The following is a 26179-nucleotide window of genomic DNA, read 5'->3' as shown; positions in this document are numbered from 1 at the left end:
TCGACGTTGCAGCTCTGGCCACCGTGTTGTGGCTGGCGTGGCGCACCTGCGGTAGCGAGCATCGACGTCGCCGTAGCGGCCGTTCAACGCAACTGCCGGCGCCCGTCCAAACATGGGAAGCCGAAGGCGGCCGGCCGGCGCAGCAAGAGCCCGTCGCCACCCTGCCGATGGCTCGCCCCTGAAGATCGGCACGATTTACCGTAATTTATGCGCCTCCCCGCTGTGGGGCCGTCTCGCAAGGCCGCGAAGTGCCGTGGCTTGATTGCGAGGCACACCGCTTGCCGTGTGGTCATCTGGCGAATCGACGGAGGCCTATGACGCAATCCCACGGCTGGCGCCGTTTCAGCCGGGTCTGGGGCCTGGCAGCCTTGTGCCTGTTGGCGGGCACGGTGGCCTGCGGCAGCCTGGCCGAACAAGGGCCGTCCCCGGAACCCCTGGCGAGGCGCCAGGCTGCAGAGCGCATCACCATGCAGGGCCGCGACGGGCCGGTGAGCGCGGCCGTCGCGGCACGCGACCTGGCGCGAGTGCGCGCCGAAGGCAATGGCGCGCTGCTTGAGCGCCATCTCGGTGTGCTTGCCGCCACCGGCGAGACGCAGCTGCTGCGGGGCAACAGCGCACGGTTGCTGATCGACGGACCGGCCACCTTCGCAGCGATGAAGGCGGCAATAGCCAGCGCTCGTCATCGGGTGCTGGTGGAGTTCTACATCGTCGAGGACGAGGGCGTGGCGGCCGAGGTGGGCGACTTGCTGCTGCGCAAGGCCGCCGAGGGCGTTGTCGTGGCGCTGATGTACGACAGCGTCGGCTCGCTGGGGACCGACGGCGCCTTCTTCGAGCGCCTGCGCCAAGGGGGCGTCGCCGTCTGCGCCTTCAACCCGATCAACCCGCTGGCGCGCCCCGGCCACTGGGGCCTGGTGGAGCGCAACCACCGCAAGCTGGTGGCCGTCGACAGCGATGTGGCCTTCACCGGCGGTATCAACCTCAGCAATGTCTACGCCAAAGGTTCCTTCGGCAGTGGCAGCCGCAGCCGCCCGCCCGCGGACGCAGCGGAGGCCGACACGCAGGGCTGGCGTGACACCCAGGTCGAGCTGCGCGGCCCCGTCGTGTCGGCCCTGTCCCTGATGTTCCGCGAGTCCTGGATGAAGCAGGGCTGCGAGGGCAGCCTCCCGCCCGCGCCGCCGCCCCAGGTCGCCTCACCGGGCCAGCGCGTGGTCAAGCTGGTGGCGGGCGATCCACGACAGGGCATCAACCCGAGCTACACGCACTTGCTGCACGCCATCGGCGCTGCCGAGCGAAGCGTGCAGCTGACCATGGCTTACTTCGCGCCCGGGTCAGAGTTTGTCCAGGCACTGTGCGATGCCGCCAAGCGCGGGGTGGCCGTGAGCCTGGTGCTCCCCGGGCGCAGCGACGTGAAGCTGGTGCTGCATGCCGCCCGCGCGCGCTATGCGCAACTGCTGGAGGCGGGGGTGCAGATCCATGAGATGACGCAATCGGTCATGCACGCCAAGACGGCCGTCGTTGACGGCGTCTATTCCAGCGTCGGCTCCAGCAACCTCGACTGGCGCAGCATCGTCGGCAACCACGAGGTTGACGTCATCGTGCTGGGCGACGACTTCGGCCAGCAGATGCAGGCGCTGTTCGCACGGGACCTGGCGGTGTCGCGGCGCATCGAAGCCGCCGAGTGGTCGCGTCGAGGCGTGGGGCAGCGCTTGTTGCAGGGTTTCGGCCGCCTGGTCGAACCGCTGCTTTGAAAGCCTGGGGCAGGCACGTCGCCTGCCGGAAGAACCCCGGATTCTTAGCCTTACTCTGGAGTCACGCCATGAATACTGAAACCATGGAATCCCCCTCCATGGCCAACACGGCAAACGCGGCCAACGCCGCAGCCGCGGAACGCTTTCTGAATGCAATGCGCCTGGAGCGCCCCCGTCGCCCGGGTGGCAGCACCATGGGCCGGCTGATGCGCCGCAGCCGCACGCGCACGGCCGGGATCCGGTTCGAATGGGTGCTGCGGACGGTCGGGCCGGTGCTGCGCGTCGTGGCGACCTGGACCGACCACTTTGGCCAGCCGCATCACACCTCGTTCTCGGTGCAATGCAACGGGCTTGAGGGGGCGCTGGACCGCGCCATCGCGGCGCGCATCTCCTGCGGCGCGCCCCTGCCCGACCGCGACGACCTGTTGCAGCGCCTGCGTGAGGAATTCGCGACCGCGCCGCATATCGCCGCCCAGGTTGCCAGCGGCGCGCTGGACGGCCGGCTGCAGCCGGGTCACACCCTGCCGGCGACGGCCGTTCAGGGCAACTTGGCCAGCATGGCGGCCTCGGTGGCCTCGTCCCAGGCGAGCGGGTAAAGGCAGCGCGCTTGGGTCAGGAGCTCGGGGCGCCCGCCCCACAGCGCGATCTGCTCGCGCACCGTCGCGAATTCGATGCTCATCAGCACGGCCGGCGCATTCACGCGCGGGTTGTGGCGGGCGGTCGTGAAGGGCATCAGCCCGAGGTAGCGGCGATAGAAGGCGACGTGGCGCGGGTTGACCTCGATGATCAGCCGCTCACAGCGTGCCTTGCGGTGGGCATGCAAGTAGCCCAGGTGGAAGACCTGAGCCAGCACGCGCTTGGCGTTGTGCGAATGACGGTCCACGGCCAGGCTGCCAAATTCGCACAGCTTGACGCCTGCGGAGCGCCAGTCGGCAAGCTCGGTTGCGAACAGCGCGTCGGCATGCAGGCCACCCTTGCCGTCGAAGCGTACCGACAGCGTGCCGACGATCTGCTCGCCGTTGCGCGCGGTGCAGACGATGTCGCCGTCCTGGTTGCGGCTGCTGTAACGCTCACGCGTCACCATCAGGCCGCGGTCCCCGTAGCGACGCTCGACCAGGTCATAGGCGTCACCATCCAGCGCACCGAAATCGCTGTCCAGTTCCAGCGGCGGACCGCCATTGGAAGTGAGGGGCGTGCGGCGGCTTTCTTCAAAAAACGGGATCATCGACAGCATCCTTGGCGCCCAACGCGCTAAGCCGCGGAGTCTAGGGAGCGAAATGACTCAATACGGTTAAGCACACACACGGATACATCTAAACCCGTGTCGTGCTTGGGTTATTCCGTCCCCCAGATGGGGGACAGGTGCCGCTGAAACTCGGCAGAGCGGCGCGCCTGCGCTGGGCACAGCCGCTCGGTCATCAGGGGAAGGCTCAGGCCGCGTACTTGCTCACCAGGCGGTTCATGTTGGTCAGCGACAGGCGGTGCATCTCGATCAACCCGATCAGGCCATTGCGGTGCAACTGCAGCACCTTGTCGTCGGCCAGCTCGGCGTACTTCTTCTCGTCCAGGGCCAGGAAACCCTCGACGTCGAACTTCTCGCCGTTGGGCAGCGTGGCTTCAAAACGCATGTCCTGCAGCAGGTCCATGTCGACCAGGAGATTGCAGATCAGGCGGGTGCGCTCGGCTTCCTGCTCGAAGTTCTCGAGGAAGGCCTTGGCGTTCAGCAGGAACTCGGTCGGCTCACCGTCCTTGAACAGCGCCTCGCCCGTGGTGTCGTTGAAGGCTGGCCATTTGTGGTCGTAGCAGACCGCCAAGCTGGTCTCGCTGCCGTCCAGGCGCGCCATCGCGAACGGGTAGCGGCGCACATAGGCCGGCACATAGCTGCCGGTCCACTTGTCGCCGTCGATGAAGAGGTTGGAGCCGGCGCGCAGGCCCAGCACCGCCAGCGGCGCGACGGCGGGCTTGTTGTCCTCACCGGCGCTGCCGGCGCGCACGAAGACGATGGGGTATTCCTTGCAGGCGTCGGCAAATTCGACGGCAGCCAGGAACACCGAGTTCTGGTCCGCCACGCGGCTGACGACGGCCTGCTCGGTGTCGAGCTTGAGGTTTTTGTGGACTTCACGGTCCAGCGGCAGCAGTTCGCCGTACATCGGGGGGTTGCTCATGATTCTTTCTCTCCAGGTTCGGTCAGACGACTGACCAGCACTTTGTCCACACGCTTGCCATCAAGGTCAACGACCTCGAATCTCCAGGCGTCCCACTCCACCACATCGGTCGTGCGCGGCAAGCGCCCCAGCAACAGCATGATCATGCCGGCCAGGGTGTTGTAGCGCCCACGGTCCTCCTCGGGCAGTTCCTTCAGCGCCAGGCGGTCCTTCAGCTCGGGTACGGGGATCAGGCCGTCGATCAGCCAGCTCCCGTCCTCGCGCTGCACCGCCCAGGCATCGCCATCGCTGGGGGCATTGAACTCCCCGGCGATCGCTTCCAGTACATCGCGCACGGCAATGACGCCCTGCACCTCGCCGTACTCGTCGACGACGAAGACCAGCGGCGCGTCCGACACGCGGAAATGATCCAGCAGCTCCATGCCCGACAGCGTCTCGGGCACGAAGAGCGGCGGCTCCAGCCCTACCGTCAGGTCCAGCGGCAGCCCCTCGAGCATGCCCGCCAGCAGCGCCGGGGCATTCGCCACACCCAGCACCTCGGCCAGGCCGCCGCGGCAGACGGGGTAGCGGTTGAAGCCATGCTCGCGCAGCACGGCCAGCACCTCGGCCGGCGACGCCTCGACATCCAGCCAGGCAATTTCAGCGCGCGGGATCATCATCGAGCCGACCTGACGCTCGTCCAGGCGGAAGACATTGCGCACCATCTGGTGCTCATGCTCCTCGATGACGCCGGCGTCGCGCCCCTCCTCCAGGCTCGCAGCAATCTCTTCCTCGGTCACACCGCGCTGGGCGCGGTTGCGCAGGCCGATCAGGCCGAGGGTCGCCTCGGTGGCCACGCTGAGAAACCTCACCAGCGGGCGCGTCAGCAAGGAGATGACATTCATCGGCGGCGCCACCAGGCGGGCCACCGTTTCCGGATAGATCTGCCCGATGCGCTTGGGCACCAGCTCGCCAAACACGATGGTCAGCAGCGTGATGATGAGGACCACCAGCGCCGTGGCGGTGATCTGCGTCGCCTCGGGGCGCAGGCCGAAGGTCTGACTCAGCCAGTGCGACAGCGGCCCCGAGAAGGCCGCGTCGCCGACGATGCCGTTGAGCACACCGATGCCGGTGATGCCGATCTGCACCGTCGACAGGAACTTGGTCGGGTTGTCGTGCAGGTCCATCGCAGCCTGCGCGCCGCTCTCGCCGCTTTCCACCATGACTTGCAGCCGGGCCTTGCGGCTGGCGGTCAGCGCCATCTCCGACATTGCAAACAGGCCGTTGAGAAAGATCAGGAAGAGAACGAGTGCGGTGTCCATCGGTAGCGCCAGCCCGGGAAAACCCCAGGCAGCGCAGGTCAAAAACGAAGCCCGGGAGACTATCAGAAGGCCATCACGCGGCCCATCGTGCGATCCCTCGCTTCGGGGCCTTCGCGGCCGGGACAATCGCGCCATGAACTATTTGATCGGCGACGTGCAAGGCTGCTGCGACGCCCTGGAGCGCCTGCTGCTGCGCCTGGACTTCTCACCGTCACGCGACCGGCTTTGGCTGCTTGGCGACCTCGTCAACCGCGGCCCCGCCTCCTTGGCCACACTGCGGCGCCTGGCGGCCCTGGGCGGCGCGGCGACCTGCCTGCTCGGCAACCACGACCTGCACCTGCTGGCCGCCGCCCACGGCGTGCGACGCCCGCACCGCGGCGACACGCTGGACGACATCCTGGCCGCCAACGATCGCGACACGCTGACCGACTGGCTGCGCCACCAACGCCTGGCCGTCTTCGAGGCCGGCTGGCTGATGGTGCATGCCGGTGTCGTGCCGCAATGGAGCCGCGACGACACGCTGGCCTTGGCCGCCGAGGTCGAGGCGGTGCTGCGCGGGCGCACCCTGCCCGACTTCCTGCGGGCCATGTACGGCAACGAACCGGCACGCTGGGACCCCGACATGGCCGGCACCGAGCGGCTGCGCTTCACCGTCAATGCACTCACACGACTGCGTTTTTGCAGCGCCGATGGCGAGATGGATTTCAAGACCAAGGACGGCGCCGGCGCAGCCCCCGAAGGCTTCATGCCCTGGTTCGAGGTGCAGGGCCGGCGCACCGCTGACACGCCCATCGCCTTCGGCCACTGGTCCACGCTCGGCCTGCTCGACCGGCCGCATCTGCTCGGCCTGGACACGGGCTGCATCTGGGGCGGCCAGCTGACGGCGGCACGCGTCGACGGGCTGCAGCGCGAGATCATCCAGGTGGACTGCGAGCAGGCGCAGCGCCCGGGCTCGTAGAATGCGCGACTCCTCGGAGGCTTGGGGGAGTGGTTTAACCCAACGGTCTTGAAAACCGTCGGCCGGTCAAACGGCCCGTGAGTTCGAATCTCACAGCCTCCGCCAGTTTGTCGTGAGTTCGGTCGAAGCCGCCCGGCGTGCCTGCACGTGGCGTGCCGACCAGCTCAGCCCGCCAGCAACGCCGGCACCTGCTCAGCCGGCACCGGCTTGCAGAAGCCGAAGCCCTGCATCAGGTCACAGCCCATCGCGACAAGGGCCGCCTCGTCGGCGGGCAGCTCGACGCCTTCCGCGACCACGAGCATGCGCATCGCGTGCGCGACACGCACCATCGACTCGACCAGCATGTGGGACTCGGCATTGGCCGACAGCCCGTGCACGAACAGCCGGTCGATCTTGAGCTTGCGGCAGCGGAAGCGGCGCAGATAGGCCAGCGAGCTGTAGCCGGTGCCGAAATCGTCGATGGCCAGGCCGTAGCCCAGGCCCTGCAGCGTGAAAACGAAAGAGTCGGGCTTGTCGATGTCCTCGAAGTCGGCGCTCTCGGTCAGCTCGAACTCGACCTCCTGCGGTCCCAGGCGCAAGGTGCGCAGCTGCTGCACGAAACGCTCGCGATGCTGGGCCTTGCGGCACTGCTCCCAGGACAGGTTGAGGGCGACGGTGGGGCAACTGAGCCCGCCGGCCCGCCAGGTGTCCAGGTCGCGCCGCAGCACCGCCAGCGCAGCCAACCCCAGCTCGACGATGAGGCCGGAACTCTCGGCCACCGGGATGAATTCGGCCGGCGAGACCCAGCCGCGCCCGGGGTGGTGCCAGCGCGCGAGTGCTTCGAAGCTGTGGATGCGGCGCTGGGCGTCGTATTGCGGCTGGTAGGCCAGCGAGAACTGGCCCTCGGCCAGGGCCGTGCGCATGTCGTTTTCCAGCGCCAGCCGTGAGTGCAGCGCCTGGCCGATCTGCGCGGTGAAAAGCTGGAAGCTGTCGGTGCCGAGCCGCTTGGCATGACGCATCGCCGCGTCGGCGCAGCGCAAGGCCTCGCTGGGATCGCCGGCATGCTCGGGCAGGAAGGCTGCACCGGTGCAGAAATGCACGTTCAGCCACTGCGCCTCGTGCAGCACCGGCTGGGTCAGGCCGGCCTGCAGGCGCTGCACCTGTTCACGCAGCGCCTCGTCCGTCAGCCGCGGGCTGAACAGCAGTGCGAACTCGTCGGCGGACAGGCGGGCCACCTGATCGCCGGGGCGGCAGAGCTGGCGCAGGCGCAGGCCGATGGCCTGCAGCACTGAGTCGCCGGCGGCATGGCCGTACTGGTCGTTGATCTGCTTGAAGTTGTCGAGGTCGAGTACCAGCAGCGTGGCGCCCTCGCCCTGCTGCAGCGTCCGCTCAAGCAGACCGCGCATGTGCTCGCGGTTGGGCAGGTCGGTCAGTGCATCGAAGCGGGCCAGGTAGCGGGTGCGGCGCTCGACTTCCTTGATCTGTGCGCGCAGGCGCTTGGAGAACAACCAGGCCAGGCCGACAGTGGCCAGCAGCGTACCGAAGGTGGCAACGAGGAACTGCGCCAGGTCCACCCACATCGGCATGCGGCTGGCTTCGACGACCAGCGCGCCGACGCGGCGGCCGTTGGCCACGACCGGCACCTCGACCTCGGCCACGCCAGCCCGCTCGGCCAGCCACGACCGCGCGGACACCGGGCGCGAATACCGCGTGAACTCCCGCCCGGCACTGCTGACGAGTCGGGCGTTCAGCACGGCCGGGCTCTGGCCCAGCGCGGCCAGGCTTTCGGCGGCGTCGCTGTGGCTCTCGAACACCAGTGCGGCCGAGACCGTCTGGGCCACGATGCTGGTCTGGGTGCGCAAGTCCTCGAGCTGGCGCTCATGCAACCTGGCGTACTGCAGCAGGCTCAGCACGACCGCAAAAATCAGCAGCGTGGCCAGCGCCAGCACGAACTCGCTGCGACGGTCGAGGACGTCGATCATCCCGGGCTTCATGACGAGGGCGACTGGTGGCGGACGAAACGGGCCAGGCGCAGCAGCTTGGTGCTGACGTCGAGGCCGGCGCGCCGCGTGGCGTCCAGCTCGACGTCGAAGACGATACGGCCGTCCTCGACCTGCAGGTTGATCATGGCACCGTGGTCCAGCATCGCGCTGCCATCGGATACCACCAGCACCGGCAAGTCGGCGAGCGAGGTCTTCAGCGCCGGCAGGGGTGCGGGCAGGTAGAGCAACTGGCAGTCCGCGGCCTGGTCGATCCGGCCAAGGCGGCGCACCTCGACGGCCAGTTGCCGGATGGGCCGGCCTTGCAGCGCCTGCAACGCGGTCTCCACGCGGCCCTCGCCGAGCGTGCAGATGCGCAGTCCGCGGCCGGCGGCCGCGCGCGCGGCCGGCCAGGTGATGAACATCAAAGCGCGGTAGATCACTTCAGCCTTCAGCGTTTCGGCGCTGGCCGGCTGGGCCACCACCGCCGGCGCGGGCAGCAGGCACAGCGCCAGCGCGCACCACCCGCACCACCCGCACCACCCGCACCACGCGGCCCAGCGCGCCGGCCAGCCCGGTCCAGGGCTTGGGCGTGTGGGCGGCATGCCAGCGCGCATCACCGCGTCTCAGAAGGAGACGGTCCAATCCAGCCGCACGCTGCGCCGCGGCTGAGGGATGACGCTCAGCGGCGTGTCCAGCGTGGACGGGTCGAGGTTGCGCCGGTCCAGTGCGTTGTCAACGTGCAGGGCCAGCGTCTGCTGCGGGCCGGCGCGGTAGCGCAGATGAGCGTTGACCACCACCGCCGACGGCACCTCCACGCGCCCCAGGCGCGGCCCGAGCAGCGACCATTCCACGCCCATCTGGGCGCGCTGCCACTCGGGCGTGATGACATGACCCTTGAACATCCAGCGGGCGGCGTTCGTCAGCCGTGCACCGGCGTCGTTGCGCGCGTCCACCCATGAGGCGCTGGCTCGCCAAAGCCAGCCACCGGGCATGCGCTGCTCGATGCCGAGGTCCACGCCCTTCAGGCTGACGCGGCCGACGTTGCGTGACTGCACGACTGCGTCCGGCTCGTCGCTGACCGGCACCAGCTCGATGAGGCGCGTCATGCGCGTGTAGTAGGCGTTGGCGCTGACCGCCTGGCCCGTCGGCAGCAGGTATTCCCAGGCAGCCTCGAAGGAGTTCAGCCGCTCCGGCGCCAGCGCCGGGTTGGCGAGCTGCGAGATGCCGCCGTCGTCGTAAAAGCGCTCGTAGGCATTGGGCGTGCGGAAGGAGCGCGCCCACATCAGCTTGAACGACTGCCGCTCGTCCGGCCGGAAAGCCAGCACCGTGCGTGGCGACAGGGCGGGCGAGAAGCCGCGCACATGATCCAGGCGCAGGCCGGAGGTCAGCTGCAGCGTCGACGTCAGGCGCCACTGGTCCTGCAGGTAGGCGGCCGCAAAGTCCTGCGAAACCGTCGAGTCCAGATTGAGCTGGTAGGGGTCGACGTCGTAGTTGCGCTGGATCACATGCGGCGCCGTGCGCAGTTCCACGCCCGCCATCAGTTCATGGTTGAGCAGGCCGCGCCACAGCGCCCTCCCCTCCAGCGTCAACCAGCGTGCACGCGCGTCGTCGCGGTTGATCAGCTGCGCCGATGCCTCGCCGAACACATAGCGGCCGCTGTAGCTGTAGTGGGCGGCGCTGAGCCGCAGGCTGCGACGCAGCTCGTTGTGCCAGCCCTCGTCATAGGCCACCTCGCCCACCACCAGGCTGTCGACGTAGGTGGTGCCCGGCACGCCGGCCAGCGTGCCATACGGCGCGGTGGGGGCGTCCTTTTCGCGCCGCACGGCGCTCAGCGACGCGCGCCAGGCGCCAAGGCGGTACTTGGCCAGCAATGCCAGCTGCCGCTCGCCGTCCAGGCCCCGCACCCAGCCGTCGGGCGTGCCAAGCTCGGGCAGGTAGAGGTTCTCGCCGTCGGCACGCTGGGCGTTCAGGCCGATGAAGAAGTCGCCGTGCTCGGCGCCACTGGCGCCGTAATGCATTTCGGCGCGGCGCAGGCCCTGCTCGCCGAGGCTGCCGGTCAGGGACAGGCCGGGCGCATCGGCGCCGTCCAGCGTGACGATGTTGACGACGCCCAGCAGCGCGTTGCTGCCATAGATGGACGAACCCGGGCCCTGCACCAGCTCGATACGCTTGACCCACTCCGCCACCACCGGCAGCTCGAACTGCGGCAGGCCCTGGTCATAGATGGCGTCATTGAGGCGCTGACCGTCGATGGCCATCAGCGTGCGCGAGCTGTAGTCGCCGGGCCGGTTGAAACCGCGCAACCCCAACGAGCTGTACGTGCGCGAGTTGCCGATGTAGACGCCGGGCAGCCGCGCCAGCATGTCGCCGATGGTGCGGTGGCCAAGCCGGCTGGACTCCTCGCGCCCGATGACGGCCACGGCGGCCGGCGCGTCCATCAGGCTTTGCGCATAGCGCGACGGGCCCTGCACCTCGCGTTTGAGCAGGGCCTGCAGGGCGTCGTCGTCTGCATCGGCGGGCACCGCCCGGGCGCCCAACGGGAGTACCAGGCAAATCAGCGCGGCCAGCGCCAGAGGTCGGTACGCCATGGAATCTGTCGCCATGCTGCTGCGGCAGGGCTGTCGTTTTTGAAGGTGCCGGCAGCTTAGCCTTCGACCCTTTCGCGGGCCTTGTCAGATTTCACGGCCCGGCGCCCCCTGGCGCACCGGGACGCCCGTTTTCTGGGGAGGGCTCCCTATCCCGGCGGGCGTATCAGGGCCTGGCCGTGTAGCGCGTGTGAAAGCGCCGCCCTTGCGCGTCGGTCGCCTGCAGCCACAGCTCGGACCTGACCGCGCCGACCGGCGTGAAGGCGGCGCTCAGCGTGACCGCCGTGCGCGGGGGCAGCGGGGCTGGCGTGTCCACCACCGTCGGCGCGCCGCCGGCGGCGGGCGTGAAGACGCGCTTGACCTCGATGATGCGCAGGTCCGGGTTGGCTGCGGCCCAGGTGGCCCAGTTGATGGCCAGCGTGCCGCCTTGCAGGTTGGCGGCTGCCAGTGGGTTGGCGGCCGACATGCCGTCGACAACAGGGAAGCGAGCCGCAGCCGGCTCTCCCAGCACATCGGCACGCAGGTATGCATTGCGCGTTTCGGCCACGCCGGCATAGCTGTAGTTGATGAGGTACTTGGCCGCGCGCACGCTGTCGACGCTGCCAACCCAGCCGACCGCCGAGCGCTGGATGGCGAGGTCGCCGACGCCGCCGGTGGGGATCAGGATGGTGGCGCCCGGCGTGGTCGATACGCAAAGCTGTGGCCGGTTGCAATAGCCGAAGGGAATGCTGAAGCCGCCTGGCAGCTGCACGGTAGCGGCGTTGATCAGCTGGATGGGCGGGTTGCCCGGCAGCGGGTCGGGCATCTGCGCCTGGATCTCCACCTGCAGGCCGATGCCCGGGTTGGGCACGACTGCGGTGCTGGCCGAGCCGTCGGCGTTCAGCGCCATGAAGCCCAGCGGCTGCGCGGCGACGGCAAGTTTCTTGCCGTTGCCGACCAGGTTCCACTTGTTCGTGGTCGTCGCCGACTTGTTGTAGCTGACGACGTCGCTGAACACATCGACGACGGCGCCGCTCGAATCGCTGACGACGGCGCCCACCATCACCTTGGCGCAATTGCCGGTGGCCGGGGCGTCGTCGGCGCAGCCCAGCAGCTGGAAGCGGCCGAACTGGCGGTTGGCGGTCGAGTAGGTGTAGAGGGTGCCGGCGAGCTGGGTCTTGACCCGGCCGTTGTGCTTGTCGTAGCCGGCCAGCAGCGGCGCGTCCAGCAGCCGGCTGACATCCTGGCCCTGGGCGATGAGCTGGTTGAGCGCAGCGCCAAGCTCGTCCAGACCCGGCAAATTGGCCAGCAGGGCCGAGGCGCTCGTCGCGGCCTTCAGGGTCGAGGTGATGGCGGTTGCCGGCGCAGCGTCGCTGGTCTTGAGCAATTCGGTCTGGGCCTTGGGCAGCTCGACGACGACCTCGGCCGTCGGGGCCGCCAGGAACTTGTTGCCGATCTGCAGCAGCGGCACGTTCAGCCGCGAGCGCGCGAGGTCGACTCGCACGGCCTCGATGAGCAGGTCATGCGGGCCCTTGTTGGCAGCAAAGTTCGCGTCGGCCAGCAAGTCCAAAGTCTTGGGGTCGGTGAACTTCAGGTCGGTCAGCTGAGTCTTGACCAGGGTCTTCAGGAAGTCGCTCGCGGCGGGAGCGGCGCTGGCCATTTGCGTGAACTGGCCGGCGCTGGTGGCGGCGGCAGCGAAGACGGGTGCCGGCTCGGTGCCGAGTGACAGCGCCACGACGGCATTGGTCAGTGGCGTCACATGGCTCACCATCGCCGCGGCAATCGTCGGCACCACTGAATGCAGCACCTGCATCGTGCCGGCGGCGTCCATGCCGCGTGCCTGGATGAAGAGGGGCGCGGCCGGGGTGTTGACCGACAGCGTCAGGTTGTAGCTGCCGTCGGCGCCGTGGGTCGTCGCGGTGCCGACGACCTTGCCCTGGCCGTCAACAACGCTGACCTGCGCATTGACGAGCGGCGCGCCGGTCGCGGCGACGCCCCGCAGCGTGGGCGGCTTGTCCAGCGGCGGCGTGCCGCCACCGTCCCCGCCACCGCCTCCGCAGGCGGCAAGCGACAGGATCACGGCGAAGGTGGCAAGGCGGTACGGCATGGCACGGGCGGGAATCTGGGCGGAATTTCGCTCAGGGCAGTGTGCCGCGCCGACGGCCTGGCGATGGGCCGTTAAAGGCCCGAAATCAGCGGTTGATCTGCACCCAGGCCAGCTCCAGCCAGTTGTCGGGCCGGTGCACCGCCGTGACATTCGCCCGCGCGCCCCAAGGCACGACCTGGCGGTGCAGCGGGATCACGTTGACCTGCTCGCGCAGCTCGGCCAGCGCGCCGCGGATCAGCTGCTCGCGCTTGCCGGCATCGGGCTCGACGCTGGACTGCGCCGCCAAGGCGTCGGCCTTGTCGTTGCGCAAGCCGCCGAAGTTGTAGTTGCCCACGCCCTTGTCGCCACGGGCCCGGTAGAGCGGCGTCAGGATGCTCTCGGCATCGGTCACCGAGCCACCCCAGCCATACAGGTAGAGGCTGGTGTCGTACTTCTCCAGCTTGGGGAAGTAGATGACGCGCGGCATGGCATTGACCCTGACCTTGACCTTCAGCTGTGCCCACATCGACGCCAGCGCGGTGCAGATTTCCTCGTCGTTGATGTAGCGGTTGTTGGGGCAGTCCAGCGTCACCTCGAAACCGTCGGCAAAGCCGGCCTCCTGCATCAGCCTGCGCGCGGCCGCAAGGTCGTACGGCAGGCGGGCCTGAAGGGCCGGGTCGTCAAAGGAGGCGGTGCTGGACGGCGTCAGCGCGCCCGTCGGCACAGACAGGCCGGCCATCAGCTTGGTGCGCAGCGCCTCGACATCGATGGCCTGGTAGAGCGCGCGGCGCACGCGCACGTCCTTGAATGGGTTCCTGTCGCCCGGGGCCTTGCCGTAGAGCAGCTTGTCGCGCGACTGGTCCATGCCGATGAAGACGAGGCGGTTCTCAGGGCCCTCGATGACCTTGATGCCCGCCGTGTTGCGCAGCCGCGCGATATCGCGCGGCGCGGGGTCGAGCACGAAGTCGATCTCGCCCGATACCAGTGCGGCAAGCCGCGTCGCGTCGGTGGCAATCGGGCTGTAGACGACTTCCTGCAGGTTGCCCTGGAACTTGCCCCACCAGTTCGGGTTGCGCTTGAGCACGGTCTTGATGCCGGGCTGCCGGCTGGCCAGCACGAAAGGGCCGGTGCCGTTGGCGTGCAAAGCGGTGTAGCTCTCTTCCTTGTTCTTGAAGTCCAGCGGCTTGGCGACCTTGTGCTTCTCGCACCAGCCGCGGCTCATGATCCAGAGCTGGTCGATGTGTTGCAGGAAGATCGGGTTGAAGGTGGTCAGCTCGAAGTCCACCGTCAGGTCGTCGACCTTCCTGGCCGTGCCAACGGCATTGGCCCAGACGGCGATCTGCGAGGTGGGCGCCTTGGCACGCTGCACCGAGAAGACGACGTCGTCCGCCGTCAACGGCGAGCCGTCGTGGAACCTGACGCCCGGGCGCAGCTTGAAGCGCCAGGCGAGCGGTCCGGTCTGCTTCCACTCCATCGCCAGGCCCGGCACGATGGCCAGCCTGGCCTCGCGACTGGTCAGGCGTTCGTAGACCTGGCCGTTGACCATGTTGGTCAGGCTCTCGTTCTGCGAGTGCGGGTCCATCGTCTGCGGATCGCCCTGGCTGGCCCAACGCAATGTCTGAGCGGACGCACCGCAGGCGGCCACCAACACCACAATACCGATCCACCGCTTCATCGCTGATCTCCCAACTGCATGGACAGCAGTTTAGGAGGCCCGCAAAGACCCTTGCTCAACGCTTGCCGAGCGGGTTCCAGAGCTCGTCGAGCTGGGGGAAGTTCCAGTTCTCCGGCGGCTCTCGGCCGGCGATGCGGTCACTGGTGCCGGGCGCCGCCAGGTCGATGACCTGCAGCGGGATGGGCATGCTCGACTTGGTCGAATAGAAGACCTTGACGCGTGGCGAGACCAGCGATGCGGGGTTCTGGTCGACGACCACCGCCAGGCGGCCGGACTGCAGGCGCACCAAGGTGCCGGTGGGATAGATGCCGACGCTCTTCACGAATGCCTGGAAGACGGTCGGGTCGAACTGGCCCTTCCACTGCGACATGCGCTGCAGCGAGCCGGCCGGGTCCCAGGCCGACTTGTAGGGCCGCGTCGACGTGATGGCGTCGTAGACGTCGCAGACGGCGCCCATGCGGGCGAGCTGGCTGATCTGCTCGCCGGCAAGCTTGTGCGGATAGCCCGTGCCGTCCATCTTCTCGTGGTGGTGCAGGCAGACGTCCAGCGCCACCGCCGGCACCTTGGTGCCCTCGCGCAGCAGCTCCCAGCCGCGCTCGGGATGGCTTTTCATGACGCTGAACTCGGCGTCCGTCAGCGCGCCGGGCTTGTTCAGCACCTCCAGCGGCATCAGCATCTTGCCCACATCGTGCAGCAGCCCGGCCAGGCCGGCCTCGCGCTGCTCGGCATCGCTCAGCCCCATCTGGCGGGCCAGCGACACCATCAGGCCGCAGACCGCAACCGAGTGCATATAGGTGTAGTCGTCCCGGGTCTTCAGCCGCGCCAGGCTCAGGAAGGCCGAGGGGTTGCGGGCGAGCGACGACGTGACTTCGTCGACGATGGGCAGGCAGACTTCGCTGTCGATGGCCTTGCCCAGGCGGGCCTCGCCGAACAGCGCGATGACGGCGACCTTGGCGCGGCCGATCACCTCGGCGGCCCGGCCCAGCTCATCCTCCATGCCGACGCGTGCCGCCGGCGGTGCGGTGACGGCGGCCGGGGCCGCGGCGGGCAAAGCCTGGGGCGGGGCGGCAACGCCCGCCGCGACGTCGATACCCTTGCTGACGTCAATCCAGACGGCCGGCACGCCGCTGGCCTGCAGGGCGGCCAGGTCGGCGGCCGCGGTCAGCACGAACTTGGTCTTCCAGAACGGATGGGACAGCCAAGCCCCCTCCATTCCCTGGAGGTACATGCCCAACCTCACCTCGCTCGTCGCGACTTTTTTCAACATGTCTTCGTCGTCCGGCTAGAGGCCAGTATCGGCGCGACGGTCTCGTCCAACCGTGCAGCCCTGCACGTTTTGGCACGGTATGAAAAAAGCCACCCCTCGGGACGGCTTGGTGCAAGCTGAACCGCCGTTCAGCGCAGCTTGGGCTGCGGCACCGTCGCCAGCTCGGTGGGCAGGGAGCTGATGTATTTCGCCATCGCCTTCAGCTCAGCGTTGGAGAACTGCTTGACTTGGCCCACCATGATGGCGTTGTTGCGGCCTACATTGGCATTGCGCTCGACCTTGTAGGCCTTCAGTGCGACGGTCAGGTAGTCGGCATGCTGGCCGGCCAGCTTGGGATAGCTCGGGTCGATGGCCTTGCTGAAATTGGCGCCGTGGCAGGAGATGCAGGCGCCCTTGTTCAAGAGTTCGGCCACATTGGCCGATGGCGCGGCAACGGAGTCGGCCACGGCCGGCAGCTTGGCCTGCTGCTCGTAGAAGGCGGCCATGTCGGCCATGTCCTGCTCGGTCATCGAGGCAGCGATGCCGCGCATCGTCGGGTGCTTGCGGTCGCCCTTGGCATAGGCCTGCAGGGCCGCCACGATGTACTTGGCGTTCTGGCCCGCGATCATCGGCACCTTGTGGATCTCGGGGAAGCTTGCTTGGTAGCCGGGGATGCCATGGCAGCCGATGCACATCGCTGCCTTCCTCTCGCCGGCCTTCACATCCTGGGCCTGGGCGGCAAAGGCGGTCAGGGCAGTGGCCAGGGCGAGCGAGATCTGCAGCAGTTTTTTCATGGTCCCGGGAGGTGTCTTGTCTTGAGCGGCGGCGATTATAGGGGCCCACCTATACTGGCTCGGCACCCCTGGCCCAGGCCCTTTTCCCTCTGCACGCTCCATGAAATTCCAAGGCTCCGACCAGTACGTCGCCACCGCCGACCTGATGCTCGCGGTGAACGCCGCCGCCACGCTGCAGCGGCCTTTGCTGATCAAGGGTGAGCCCGGCACCGGCAAGACCATGCTGGCCGAGGAGGTCGCCCAGGCCCTGGGCATGCCGCTGTTGCAATGGCATATCAAGAGCACCACCAAGGCACAGCAGGGCCTGTACGAATACGACGCCGTCAGCCGGCTGCGCGACAGCCAGCTCGCCGGTATCGAGGGCAGCGACCGCGTCCGCCACATCGAGAACTACATCGTCAAGGGCGTGCTCTGGCAGGCCTTCGAGGCCGACCATCCGGTCGTGCTGCTGATCGACGAGATCGACAAGGCCGACATCGAGTTCCCCAATGACCTCCTGCGGGAGATCGATCGCATGGAGTTCTATGTCTACGAGACGCGCCAGTTGATCAAGGCCAGGCACCGGCCGCTCGTCTTCATCACCTCCAACAACGAGAAGGAGCTGCCGGACGCCTTCCTGCGCCGCTGCTTCTTCCACTACATCAAGTTCCCCGACGCGCCAACGATGCAGAAGATCGTCGACGTGCACTTCCCGACGCTCAAGAAGGACCTGCTCGCCGCGGCCTTGAAGAGCTTCTACGACGTGCGCAATCTGCCCGGTCTGAAGAAGAAGCCCAGCACCTCGGAGCTGATCGACTGGCTCAAGCTGCTGGTCGCCGAGGACGTCCCTGTCGACGCCCTGCAGTCCAAGGACGAGAAGGTCTCCATCCCGCCACTGGTCGGCGCCTTGTTGAAGAACGAGCAAGACCTGACGCTGTTCGAGAAACTCGTATTCATGCAAAGAAATAACCGCTGATGGCCACCAACGATTTCGACCGCGCGATGCGCGAGGGGTTCGCCGACGCCATCGGCTTCGTCGGCGGCGCGCTGGCCGGCTGGGGGCTTGGCCGGCTGCTGGGTGTGGACTTCATCGCCAGCACCGACTGGAACGCCCAGCAGATGGGTGCCCTGATTCTCATCGTCGCCGGCTGCGGTGTCGGCCGCTGGGCCGCACGGCGGTTGATCATCAAGGACAAGCCTTGATCCCAGTGGTCCAGGCGCTCCGGCCCGTCGGGTCGGTCACGCTGGCCGCCGGACCGATCCGGCTGGTGCCCCTGACCCTGGCGCATGGGCCAGGCCTGCAAGCGGCCGCGGCCGACGGCGAGCTGTGGAACCTGCGCTTCACCAGCGTGCCCACCCCCGACGAGACCCAGGCCTACATCGAGACCGCGCTGGTGGCCCAAGCCGCCGGCCACCGCCTGCCCTTCGCCGTGCTCGACGCCGCGACCGGCGAGGTGCTGGGCTCGACCAGCTACCACGACATCGTGCCGGCGGTCGCTCGCGTCGAGATCGGCTACACCTGGTATGCCCAGCGCGTGCAGCGCAGCGCCGTCAACACGACGGCCAAGCTCCTGATGCTGACGCATGCCTTCGAGACCCTGGGCGCCCAGCTCGTGGGCTGGCGCACCGACAACTTCAACCACGCCTCGCAGCGTGCCATCGAGCGCCTCGGCGCCAAGCGTGACGGCGTGCTGCGCCACCACGCGCTGCGCCGCGACGGCACGGTGCGCGATACCGTCATGTACAGCCTGACCGTGGGCGAATGGCCCGAGGTCAAGGCACACCTGAACTGGCTGCTCACCCGACAGAGAACATGAACAGCAAATCCAAGGCCGTCGATGCAAGTTTCAACGTTGATGCACTCTGGGCCTTGGATCGCATCGGCGAACCCAGCCTCAGCCCCGACGGCGCCCAGGCTGCCGCCGGCGTCACGCGTCATTCGATGCAGACCAACCGGGCGCAGAGCAGCCTGTGGCTGTTCTCGACGCTGGGCGGCGAGCCGCGCCGCCTGACCGAGGCCGGCGAGAAGGACGGCAACCCGCAATGGAGCCCGCGCGGTGACCTGATCGCCTTCACGGCCAGGCGGGAGCAGGGCGGTGTGCGCGATGAAGAGACGCAGCTCTACGTCATCCCGCCGGACGGCGGCGAGGCGCGGCGCGTGGGCCAGGTACCCACTGGCGTCGAGGCTTTCAAGTGGTTCCCCGACGGACGGCGCATCGCCTTCGTGTCCTGGGTCTGGCCCGACCGCAAGGCCGCCGCCCAGGACGAGGCACTGCGCGACTTCAAAGCCCGCAAAGAGACGGCCTACGTCACCGACCAGGCCCTCTACCGCTTCTGGGACCACCACATCCCGATGGGCCGCGTGCCGCATCTGCATGTGATGGACGTGGCCACCGGCCGGGCGCGCGACCTCTTCGAAGGCACGGCCTGGGAGCTCAGCCGCGCCGAGCCTGACGCCCTCACCTTCGACATCTCGCCCGATGGCCGCCGCATTGCCTTCGCCTTCGACCCCGCCGCCGAGAAGAAGCTGGACGACCGCTTTGCGCTGGCCGAGATCGACGTGAAGACGCGCCAGGGGTTGACGCTGCTGCAGGACGGCGACTGGGACTTTGCCGCGCCCCGCTACAGCCATGGCGGTGCCCACCTCGCCTTCCTGGCCAGCCACCAGGCGCAGGGCCACAACCGCCCCAATCAGCTGGCGGTGCTGGACCAGCAAGGCCGCTGGGCCGTGTTCAGCGAGGACTGGGACCACGAAGTCAGCGCGCCGCTGCGCTGGGCCGCGGACGACCAGTCCGTGCTGTTCGCTGCCGAGGACCGCGGCCGCCGCCACCTCTGGCAGTTCATGCTCGGCGAGCGCCTGGCCGAGCCCGTCTTCGAAGGCGGGCATGTCGGCAGCTTCGCGCTGGCCGCCGACTTCGTCGTCGTCAACCACGACGGCATGGCCTTTCCGCCGCGGCTGTCGGTGCTGGCCGACGGCGGCCTGCGCCGCATCGAGGCGCTGAACGACGCGCGCCTGGCGGCTCACGCTTTCGGCCGCTTCGAGGAAGTGACGATCCAGGGCGCGCGCGGCGACGACGTGCAGATGTGGCTGACCTACCCGCCCGGCTTCGACGCCAAGAAAAAGTGGCCCGTGATGCATGTCATCCATGGTGGCCCGCACACCGCCTTTGGCGACAGCTGGCACTGGCGCTGGAACCACCAGGCCTTTGCGGCGCAAGGCTACGTCGTGGCCTGCGTGAACTACCACGGCTCGTCCAGCTTCGGCTTCGAATTCCTGGACAGCATCACCGGCCATTGGGGCGAGTACGAGCTGCAGGATATCGAGGCCGGCACCGACTGGCTGCTGCAAAGACGCTGGGTGGACAAGAAGCGCATCGTCGCTGCCGGCGGCAGCTACGGCGGCTTCATGGTGGCCTGGATGAATGGCCATGTGCCGGCCGGCCGCTACCAGGCCTATGTCTGCCACGCGGGCTGCTACGACTGGCAGGCCATGTATGCCGACGACGCCTACAGCTGGCACCGCAAGGAGCTGGGTGCGGCGTACTGGGACGATCCGGCCAGGATCGCGGCGCAGAGCCCACATGCCTTCGCCGCGCACTTCACGACCCCCACCCTCGTCATCCACGGCGCGATGGACTACCGCGTGCCCGATGCCCAGGGCCTGGCCTACTACAACACGCTGAAGTCGCTGGGCGTGCCGTCGCGGCTGCTGTGGTTCCCGGACGAGAACCACTGGGTGCTCAAGCCCCGCAACAGCCGCGTCTGGTACGGCGAGTTCTTCGCCTGGCTGGACAGGCACCTGGCGCGATGAAGCGACGCGGCCTGCTGGAGGCTGCGGCCGCCTCGCTGGCAGCGGTGTCCCTGCCCGCCGCCGCGCAAGGCCAGCCGCTTCACGCCGACCTGCGCCGGCTGCAGGCGCATCTGCGCTTCCTGGCCGACCCGTTGCTTGAAGGCCGCGAGACCGGCACGCGCGGCTACGACCTGGCCGCCGCCTACGTGGCCAGCCAGTTCGCGCAGCTCGGACTCAAGCCCATGGGCGATGCGGGCGGCCATGCCCAGCTCGTGCCGCTGAGGACCAGCCGCCTCGCCGCTACGGCGCCGTCGCTCGACCTCTGCCGCGGCGAGGCCTGCGAGCGCCTGGCCTGGCTGGATGAATTCAGCACCCGTCCCGACCTGTCGGCACCGCATAGCGATGTGAAGGCGCCGCTGGTCTTCGCCGGCTATGGCATCACCGCGCCGCGCTTCGGCCTGGACGACTACGCCGGCCTGGACGTCAAGGGCAGGTTCGTGGTCGTGCTGTCCGGCCGGCCCCCGCAGCTGCCGTCCACCGAAGGCGCCCACTTTGGCAACGGCCGCACCAAGGCCGAACTGGCCGCGCGCCACGGCGCCGTCGGCGTCATCACGCTGGCAACCAAGCGCAGCGAGATCGTGGCGCCCTTCCACCTCAACCGCCAGTTCGCCGACAACGTCGCGATGGACTGGCAGACCGCCGACGGCCGCGGCGGCAGCGACATCCCCGGCCTGCGCGCCGCGGCCACCGTCAGCGTGCAGGCCGCGCCCAAGCTGCTGGCCGCACTCGGCCGCGACTACGCATCACTCGTGGCCGACGCCGAAGCCGGCCGGCCGCTGCCACGCGGCGACCTTGGCCTCGTCGCCCGCCTGGTGCGCGACAGCGTCCACGGCCAGGCCCGCAGCCACAACATCGCCGGCCTCATCGAAGGCCGCCACCCGCGCCTGAGGCGTGAAGTCGTCGTGCTATCGGCCCACCTGGATCATCTGGGCAGCAAGGGCGACACCGTCTACCCCGGCGCGATGGACAACGCCCTCGGCGTTGCCACGCTGCTGGAGGTGGCGCGGCTGCTGGCCCAGGGCCCGGCTCCCGACCGCTCCGTCCTTGTCGTCGCGCTGACGGCCGAGGAGAAGAACTACCTCGGCTCGGCCTACTTGGCCCGCCACCCGCCGATACCCGCCGCCGCCGTGGTCGCCAATGTCAATATCGACATGCCCATCCTGCTGCACGACTTCAAGGAGGTCGTGGCCCTGGGCGCGGAGCATTCGACGCTGGGCCCCATTGTCGAGCGCGCGGCGCGCCGCCTTGGGCTGGCCGTGGCGCCCGACCCGCAACCCGAGCAGAGCCGCTTCACGCGCTCCGACCAGTACAGCTTCGTGCGCCACGGCATTCCTGCCATCATCCTGGGGCCGGGCGGCGCCTCCTTCGACGCCAGCGAAGACGGCAACGCGCTGATGCGCGAGTTCCGCCGCCAGCGCTACCACCAGCCCAGCGACGACCTCGGCCAGCCCTTCCACTGGGGTGCGGTGCAGCGCTTTGCGCAGTTGCAGTGGGCGGTGACCCGGGAGATCACCGACCAACCCGAGCGGCCGCTTTGGCTGCCGGGGGACTTCTTCGGCGAACTGTACGGAAATCCCTAGCTAGGCCAGCCGATGTCAGCGCACAGCACGCCCAAGCCGGCCGGCGCGTTGGCGCCGGCGTGGCGACGGCGCGCTCGAAGTCAAGGCAGCCGCCGCAGCGACATGCGGCCCCTACCAGGCTCGCCTCCTACAAACTCGCGGGAATATCGCACTGCATAATCGTTTTCGACTCCGCCGTACTTGACCGCGCCGCCATGCTGATCCAGTTTTTCTACACGCTGCGTGCCGCCAAGCTCAAGGTGACGGTGCCCGAGTACCTGACCCTGCTGGAGGCGCTGCAGGCCGGCGTCATCGGCGGCCCCGACAACGGTGGCACCGCCAGCATCGACGACTTCTACCACCTCGCCCGCACGTCCCTGGTCAAGGACGAAACCCAGTACGACAAGTTCGACCGCGCCTTTGCCGCCTACTTCAAGGGCGTGGAGATGCTGACCGACTTCACCGCCGAGGTGCCGCTGGAGTGGTTGAAGAAGAACCTCGAGCTGAACCTGACGCCCGAGCAGAAGGCCGCCATCGAGAAGATGGGCTGGGACGAGCTGATGCAGACGCTGAAGAAGCGCTTCGAGGAACAGAAGGAGCGCCACGAGGGCGGCAACCGCTGGATTGGCACGGGCGGCACCAGCCCCTTCGGCAACTCGGGCTACAACCCGCAGGGCATCCGCATTGGTGGCCAGGGTGGCAACAAGAGTGCGGTCAAGGTGTGGGAGCAGCGCGCCTACCGCGACTACGACGACACGCTGGAGCTGGGCACTCGCAACATCAAGGTCGCGCTGCGCCGCCTGCGCCGCTTCGCGCGCGAGGGCTCGGAGCTGGAGCTGGACCTGGACGGCACCATCCACGGCACCGCCGCCAACGCCGGCATGCTGGACATCCGCATGCAGCCTGAGCGCCACAACAAGGTCAAGGTGCTGCTGCTGATGGATGTGGGCGGGACGATGGACGAGCACGTCAGCCGCGTGGAAGAGCTCTTCAGCGCTGCCAAGACCGAGTTCAAGCACCTGGAGTTCTACTACTTCCACAACTGCGTCTACGACTTCGTCTGGAAGAACAACCGCCGCCGCTTTGCCGAAAAGCTCAGCACCTTCGACCTGATCCGCAAGTACAACCGCGACTACAAGCTCATCTTCGTCGGCGACGCGACCATGAGCCCCTACGAAATCCTGCAGGCTGGCGGCAGCGTCGAATACAACAACGACGAACCGGGTGCGGAATGGATCCAGCGCCTGACCCACGCCTTCCCGCGCTATGCGTGGATCAACCCCGAGCCGCAAGGCGTCTGGCAGTACCGGCAGAGCATCGCGCTGATCCAGCAGCTGATGCAGCAGCGCATGTTCCCGCTGACCCTGTCCGGGCTTGAAGGCGCGATGCGGCTGCTGAGCAAATGAGTCGTCTTCTCGCACTGCTGGCGGCAGTGCTGCTGAGCGGCTGTGCGGCGACCGCCCCCACGCCAGCGCCGGTCCCGGCTCCCGACGTGCCGGCCGACGCACCGGCCGTCTACAGCCTCGACATCGAGGTCGAGGACGACTTCCGAGACAACCGGCTGCGCAACCTGCTGCGCCGGCACCTGGACATTGCCCGCTACCGCGCCAGCGAGGCGGCGCTGAGCCGCGTCGAGCTGGCGCGCCTGGCCGCCGCAGCGCCGGCCCAGGCCCAGAAGCTGGTAGAGACCGAAGGCTTCTTCAACGCGTCGGCACGTGTCGAGCGCGATCCGGAGGACGCCTCGCAGCTGCGCCTGCACGTCACCCCGGGGCCGCGCACGCGCGTGGCCAGCGTTGCCATCGACTTCCAGGAAGGTCTGGCCGACGACGATGGCGACGCCAAGGCACTGCGCGAGAGCCTGCGCCGCGCCTGGCCGCTGGGCGAGGGCGACCCCTTCACCCAGGCCGAATGGGCCAGCGGCAAGAACGACTTGCTGCTGCGCGCGCGCGCCGGCGGCTATCCGCTGGCGCGCTGGGCCGAAACCAATGCCCGCGTCGACCCCGACACCCGGACGGCCGAGCTGCGCCTCGTCGTGGCCAGCGGCAACCGGGCCCGGTTCGGCACGCTGCGCATCGAAGGCCTGAACCGCCACACCCGCCAGACCGTCGAGCGCCTGACCGGCTTCGAGCGTGGCGGCGTCTACACCGAGCAGCAGCTCGCCGACTTCCAGGAGCGCCTGGCCAAGACCCAGCTCTTCGACGCCGTGCGTGTGCAGTTGCAGTCCGAGACGGTCGAGGCCGATGGCACCAGCCCCGTGCTCGTGACGCTGACCGAGAGCTCGCTGCAGCAGGCCACGGTGGCTGTCGGCTACCACGCCAACAACGGCCAGAGCATCAGCGTCGAGCACCTGCATCGCCGGCCCTTCGACCTGCCCGTGCGGGCGCGCTCCAAAGTGCAGGTCAGCCGCGACCTCAGCGGCCTGGAGCTCGAGATCAGCTCCCACCCCCAGCCCGACCTCAAGCGCAACCTCGCCTCGCTGCAGTTCGAGCATGACCGCAGCAGCGACAAGACGGCGCAGAACCTGGGCCTGCGCCTGGGCCGCATCTACGAGGCCACGCAGGACGAACGCCTGAGCTATGTCGAACTGCTGCGCGCCCGCGAAACGGCCGGCAATGTCGTCAACACCAACCTGGCCATCTCCGTCAACCAGCAGTGGATACGCCGGCGCCTGGACAGCAACCTGCTGCCGACCGAAGGCCACCAGGCCCTGGCCCTCGTCGGCCTGGGCCATGTGCGCGGCGGCGGCACCGACGACAGCGGGCCCTTCGGACGCATGCAGTTCAAGCTGGGCTACTACCGGCCGATTGGCGGCTGGTTCGGCTCGGCCCGGGCCGAGCTGGCCCAGGTCGTCGCGCGCGAGCAGGTCGGCGTGCCCGAGAAACTGCGCTTCCTGGCCGGCGGCGACGAGTCGGTACGCGGCTATGCCTACCGCAGCCTGGGGCCGGCGGAGAACGGCCTGACGGTCGGCGGCCGGGTGATGGCCACCGGCAGCGTCGAGATCGCACGGCCCATCCTGGCCAGCTTCCCCAGCCTCTGGGGCGCCGCCTTCGTCGATGCCGGCAACGCCGCCTCGCGCTGGAACGACTTCAAACCCGTCATCGGCTATGGCGCCGGCGTGCGCTGGCGCAGCCCGGTCGGGCCGCTGCGCGTGGACGTCGCGCGTGCGCACGAGACCGGCAAGTGGCGGCTCCACTTCAGTGTCGGGATCACGCTGTGAGGCGCTCCGTCCGCATCCTTCGCAACGCCCTGATCGGGCTGATCGTCATCCTCGTGCTGGCCGCCGCCTTCGTGGCCTGGCTGCTGCAGCGCCCGGCCGGCGGCGCCTGGCTGATGGGCCAGCTGCCCGGCGTACAGGTCGAGGCACCCGAGGGCTCGTTGCTGGGCGACTTCCGCGCCAGGCGTCTGCTGCTCAAGTGGGCCGGCGGCGAGGCCGAGCTGATCGGCCTGCGCTGGTCGGGCCTGGGCGCCAGCCCCGGCCAGCGCCTGCTGCGGGCCTCCGAGGTGTCGGTGCAGGACGTCATCATCCGCACCCAGCCCAGCACGGCGCCCATGGTCGAGCCGCCCGAGCTGTCGCTGCCGGTGGGCGTGCGCATCGCCAAGCTGCACATCGGCAGGCTGAGCTGGTCGGCCACCCAGGCGCCGCTGCAGAACATCGTGGCCGAGGTCAACCTGCCGCGCCGCGGCACCCACCACATCAAATTGACCGGCGCACGCTGGCAGCATCTGCTGCTGACCGGGGAGGCCAAGGTCGACAGCGCCGCGCCCCTGCACACCGAGGCGACGCTGACGGTGCAGCAGAACGAAGCCACCGACCTGCCGTGGATGGCCGTGGCCGCCGCGCGCGGACCGCTGGCCACGCTGGCGGCCAAGGCCGAACTGGAGGCGGCCCAGCAGACGCTGAAGGCCGAGGGCCAGGTCCGGCCGTTCGCGCCCTGGCCCGTCAATGCGCTCAAGCTGCAGGCCGACAAGTTCGACCTCGCCGCGCTCAGCGCACTCGCGCCCGGCCTGCCGCGCACCGCGCTGAGCGGCACCGCCACGCTCGACGCACCGGCACTCAACACCGAGGCCACGCTGCAGGCCGACCTGCGCAACGACGCTGCCGGCCGCTGGGACCAGGGCGCCCTGCCCGTCAGGCGGCTGGCCTTCGCCGTGTCCGGCCGGCCCGACCAGCTCGCCAGCCTGCGCCTGTCGGCGCTGGACGCCGAGCTCAGCGGTGGCGCCCGCGTGCAGGGCAAGGGGCAGCGCGAGGCCAACGGCCGCTGGCAGCTCGACGCCCGCGTGCAAGGCCTGCGC

21 protein-coding genes and 1 tRNA gene are annotated in these 26179 nt (G+C 68.7%); 12 read left to right on the top strand and 10 right to left on the bottom strand.

Annotated features, from left to right (window positions below; all coding sequences use genetic code 11):
- Nucleotides 1-314: 314 nt before the first annotated feature.
- Together ACT6S0_RS12175 and ACT6S0_RS12170 are read left to right on the top strand one after the other, a co-directional pair.
- Nucleotides 315-1748, top strand: coding sequence for a phospholipase D-like domain-containing protein (locus tag ACT6S0_RS12175; RefSeq protein ID WP_444764090.1), 1434 nt, complete (start codon nucleotides 315-317; stop codon nucleotides 1746-1748).
- 68 nt (nucleotides 1749-1816) lie between these two features.
- The gene (locus ACT6S0_RS12170) at nucleotides 1817-2344 is read left to right on the top strand and encodes a hypothetical protein (protein WP_444764089.1); all 528 of its coding nucleotides are present in this window, start codon (nucleotides 1817-1819) and stop codon (nucleotides 2342-2344) included.
- Here the strand turns inward: ACT6S0_RS12170 and ACT6S0_RS12165 are convergent.
- From ACT6S0_RS12165 to ACT6S0_RS12155, 3 genes are all read right to left on the bottom strand, one after another.
- Nucleotides 2287-2973 carry an N-acyl amino acid synthase FeeM domain-containing protein gene (locus ACT6S0_RS12165; protein WP_444764088.1) on the bottom strand — a complete coding sequence of 229 codons (687 nt, stop codon included), beginning with the start codon at nucleotides 2971-2973 and terminating at the stop codon, nucleotides 2287-2289. The two genes, ACT6S0_RS12170 and ACT6S0_RS12165, sit on opposite strands and share 58 nt — an antisense overlap.
- A 205-nt stretch (nucleotides 2974-3178) precedes the next feature.
- Complete coding sequence (locus tag ACT6S0_RS12160; RefSeq protein ID WP_444764087.1) at nucleotides 3179-3913, bottom strand: SapC family protein; 735 nt, start codon at nucleotides 3911-3913, stop codon at nucleotides 3179-3181.
- The gene (locus ACT6S0_RS12155) at nucleotides 3910-5214 is read right to left on the bottom strand and encodes a hemolysin family protein (protein ID WP_444764086.1); all 1305 of its coding nucleotides are present in this window, start codon (nucleotides 5212-5214) and stop codon (nucleotides 3910-3912) included. Before ACT6S0_RS12155 ends, ACT6S0_RS12160 begins: the two co-directional genes overlap by 4 nt.
- Nucleotides 5215-5347: 133 nt before the next feature.
- On the opposite strand from ACT6S0_RS12155, the gene ACT6S0_RS12150 reads away from it, so the two are divergent.
- Entirely contained in the window at nucleotides 5348-6172 is an 825-nt protein-coding gene (locus ACT6S0_RS12150; protein ID WP_444764085.1) for a symmetrical bis(5'-nucleosyl)-tetraphosphatase, read from the top strand.
- 15 nt (nucleotides 6173-6187) lie between these two features.
- Nucleotides 6188-6277 (top strand) — tRNA-Ser (locus ACT6S0_RS12145).
- A 59-nt stretch (nucleotides 6278-6336) separates the two neighbouring features.
- Here the strand turns inward: ACT6S0_RS12145 and ACT6S0_RS12140 are convergent.
- From ACT6S0_RS12140 to ACT6S0_RS12110, 7 genes are all read right to left on the bottom strand, one after another.
- Entirely contained in the window at nucleotides 6337-8133 is a 1797-nt protein-coding gene (locus tag ACT6S0_RS12140; protein WP_444764084.1) for a putative bifunctional diguanylate cyclase/phosphodiesterase, read from the bottom strand.
- 8 nt (nucleotides 8134-8141) lie between these two features.
- Nucleotides 8142-8735, bottom strand: a complete 594-nt coding sequence (locus ACT6S0_RS12135; protein ID WP_444764083.1) for a YfiR family protein — start codon at nucleotides 8733-8735, stop codon at nucleotides 8142-8144.
- 21 nt (nucleotides 8736-8756) lie between these two features.
- Nucleotides 8757-10721 (bottom strand): TonB-dependent receptor plug domain-containing protein, encoded by a 1965-nt coding sequence (locus ACT6S0_RS12130; protein WP_444764082.1) that lies wholly within the window; start codon nucleotides 10719-10721, stop codon nucleotides 8757-8759.
- Nucleotides 10722-10884: 163 nt separating this feature from the next.
- Nucleotides 10885-12804 carry a hypothetical protein gene (locus ACT6S0_RS12125; RefSeq protein ID WP_444764081.1) on the bottom strand — a complete coding sequence of 640 codons (1920 nt, stop codon included), beginning with the start codon at nucleotides 12802-12804 and terminating at the stop codon, nucleotides 10885-10887.
- A gap of 85 nt (nucleotides 12805-12889) precedes the next feature.
- Nucleotides 12890-14458: an ABC transporter substrate-binding protein gene (locus ACT6S0_RS12120; RefSeq protein ID WP_444764080.1), complete on the bottom strand. Its 1569-nt coding sequence runs from the start codon at nucleotides 14456-14458 to the stop codon at nucleotides 12890-12892.
- A gap of 55 nt (nucleotides 14459-14513) precedes the next feature.
- On the bottom strand, nucleotides 14514-15725 hold the full coding sequence (locus ACT6S0_RS12115; RefSeq protein WP_444764079.1) for an HD-GYP domain-containing protein: 1212 nt from the start codon (nucleotides 15723-15725) through the stop codon (nucleotides 14514-14516).
- Nucleotides 15726-15853: 128 nt separating this feature from the next.
- Nucleotides 15854-16498, bottom strand: coding sequence for a c-type cytochrome (locus ACT6S0_RS12110; protein WP_444764078.1), 645 nt, complete (start codon nucleotides 16496-16498; stop codon nucleotides 15854-15856).
- 100 nt (nucleotides 16499-16598) lie between these two features.
- On the opposite strand from ACT6S0_RS12110, the gene ACT6S0_RS12105 reads away from it, so the two are divergent.
- The 8 genes from ACT6S0_RS12105 to ACT6S0_RS12070 all read left to right on the top strand — a co-directional run.
- Complete coding sequence (locus tag ACT6S0_RS12105; RefSeq protein WP_444764077.1) at nucleotides 16599-17453, top strand: AAA family ATPase; 855 nt, start codon at nucleotides 16599-16601, stop codon at nucleotides 17451-17453.
- Entirely contained in the window at nucleotides 17453-17680 is a 228-nt protein-coding gene (locus ACT6S0_RS12100; RefSeq protein ID WP_444764076.1) for a hypothetical protein, read from the top strand. The genes ACT6S0_RS12105 and ACT6S0_RS12100 overlap by 1 nt, the downstream gene beginning before the upstream one ends.
- A complete protein-coding gene (locus tag ACT6S0_RS12095) occupies nucleotides 17680-18294 on the top strand; it encodes a GNAT family N-acetyltransferase (protein ID WP_444764101.1) in 615 nt (204 codons plus the stop codon). Before ACT6S0_RS12100 ends, ACT6S0_RS12095 begins: the two co-directional genes overlap by 1 nt.
- A complete protein-coding gene (locus tag ACT6S0_RS12090) occupies nucleotides 18291-20288 on the top strand; it encodes a S9 family peptidase (protein WP_444764074.1) in 1998 nt (665 codons plus the stop codon). Before ACT6S0_RS12095 ends, ACT6S0_RS12090 begins: the two co-directional genes overlap by 4 nt.
- Nucleotides 20285-21907, top strand: coding sequence for a M28 family metallopeptidase (locus ACT6S0_RS12085; RefSeq protein WP_444764073.1), 1623 nt, complete (start codon nucleotides 20285-20287; stop codon nucleotides 21905-21907). The genes ACT6S0_RS12090 and ACT6S0_RS12085 overlap by 4 nt, the downstream gene beginning before the upstream one ends.
- Nucleotides 21908-22101: 194 nt before the next feature.
- The gene (locus ACT6S0_RS12080; RefSeq protein WP_444764072.1) at nucleotides 22102-23292 is read left to right on the top strand and encodes a vWA domain-containing protein; all 1191 of its coding nucleotides are present in this window, start codon (nucleotides 22102-22104) and stop codon (nucleotides 23290-23292) included.
- On the top strand, nucleotides 23289-25103 hold the full coding sequence (locus ACT6S0_RS12075; RefSeq protein ID WP_444764071.1) for an autotransporter assembly complex protein TamA: 1815 nt from the start codon (nucleotides 23289-23291) through the stop codon (nucleotides 25101-25103). The genes ACT6S0_RS12080 and ACT6S0_RS12075 overlap by 4 nt, the downstream gene beginning before the upstream one ends.
- On the top strand, nucleotides 25100-26179 hold a 1080-nt coding region (locus ACT6S0_RS12070), incomplete at its 3' end, for a hypothetical protein (protein WP_444764070.1). The genes ACT6S0_RS12075 and ACT6S0_RS12070, both read left to right, overlap by 4 nt.

The organism is Roseateles sp. (assembly GCF_052436255.1).
Taxonomy (GTDB): Bacteria; Pseudomonadota; Gammaproteobacteria; order Burkholderiales; family Burkholderiaceae_C; genus Pelomonas.
Note: the sequence above shows the minus strand (reverse complement) of the source record. Positions and strands in the feature narration are given on the sequence as shown.

What these genes read in the sequence shown, in the direction of transcription:
- ACT6S0_RS12075 (WP_444764071.1), top strand. Translation starts at nt 23,289, where the DNA reads ATGAGTCGTCTTCTCGCACTGCTGGCGGCAGTGCTGCTGAGCGGCTGT.
- ACT6S0_RS12155 (WP_444764086.1), bottom strand. Translation starts at nt 5,214, where the DNA reads ATGGACACCGCACTCGTTCTCTTCCTGATCTTTCTCAACGGCCTGTTT.
- ACT6S0_RS12105 (WP_444764077.1), top strand. Translation starts at nt 16,599, where the DNA reads ATGAAATTCCAAGGCTCCGACCAGTACGTCGCCACCGCCGACCTGATG.
- ACT6S0_RS12150 (WP_444764085.1), top strand. Translation starts at nt 5,348, where the DNA reads ATGAACTATTTGATCGGCGACGTGCAAGGCTGCTGCGACGCCCTGGAG.
- ACT6S0_RS12100 (WP_444764076.1), top strand. Translation starts at nt 17,453, where the DNA reads ATGGCCACCAACGATTTCGACCGCGCGATGCGCGAGGGGTTCGCCGAC.
- ACT6S0_RS12085 (WP_444764073.1), top strand. Translation starts at nt 20,285, where the DNA reads ATGAAGCGACGCGGCCTGCTGGAGGCTGCGGCCGCCTCGCTGGCAGCG.
- ACT6S0_RS12135 (WP_444764083.1), bottom strand. Translation starts at nt 8,735, where the DNA reads ATGCCGCCCACACGCCCAAGCCCTGGACCGGGCTGGCCGGCGCGCTGG.
- ACT6S0_RS12110 (WP_444764078.1), bottom strand. Translation starts at nt 16,498, where the DNA reads ATGAAAAAACTGCTGCAGATCTCGCTCGCCCTGGCCACTGCCCTGACC.
- ACT6S0_RS12160 (WP_444764087.1), bottom strand. Translation starts at nt 3,913, where the DNA reads ATGAGCAACCCCCCGATGTACGGCGAACTGCTGCCGCTGGACCGTGAA.
- ACT6S0_RS12140 (WP_444764084.1), bottom strand. Translation starts at nt 8,133, where the DNA reads ATGATCGACGTCCTCGACCGTCGCAGCGAGTTCGTGCTGGCGCTGGCC.
- ACT6S0_RS12130 (WP_444764082.1), bottom strand. Translation starts at nt 10,721, where the DNA reads ATGGCGTACCGACCTCTGGCGCTGGCCGCGCTGATTTGCCTGGTACTC.
- ACT6S0_RS12080 (WP_444764072.1), top strand. Translation starts at nt 22,102, where the DNA reads ATGCTGATCCAGTTTTTCTACACGCTGCGTGCCGCCAAGCTCAAGGTG.
- ACT6S0_RS12170 (WP_444764089.1), top strand. Translation starts at nt 1,817, where the DNA reads ATGAATACTGAAACCATGGAATCCCCCTCCATGGCCAACACGGCAAAC.
- ACT6S0_RS12175 (WP_444764090.1), top strand. Translation starts at nt 315, where the DNA reads ATGACGCAATCCCACGGCTGGCGCCGTTTCAGCCGGGTCTGGGGCCTG.
- ACT6S0_RS12115 (WP_444764079.1), bottom strand. Translation starts at nt 15,725, where the DNA reads ATGTTGAAAAAAGTCGCGACGAGCGAGGTGAGGTTGGGCATGTACCTC.
- ACT6S0_RS12125 (WP_444764081.1), bottom strand. Translation starts at nt 12,804, where the DNA reads ATGCCGTACCGCCTTGCCACCTTCGCCGTGATCCTGTCGCTTGCCGCC.
- ACT6S0_RS12165 (WP_444764088.1), bottom strand. Translation starts at nt 2,973, where the DNA reads ATGATCCCGTTTTTTGAAGAAAGCCGCCGCACGCCCCTCACTTCCAAT.
- ACT6S0_RS12090 (WP_444764074.1), top strand. Translation starts at nt 18,291, where the DNA reads ATGAACAGCAAATCCAAGGCCGTCGATGCAAGTTTCAACGTTGATGCA.
- ACT6S0_RS12120 (WP_444764080.1), bottom strand. Translation starts at nt 14,458, where the DNA reads ATGAAGCGGTGGATCGGTATTGTGGTGTTGGTGGCCGCCTGCGGTGCG.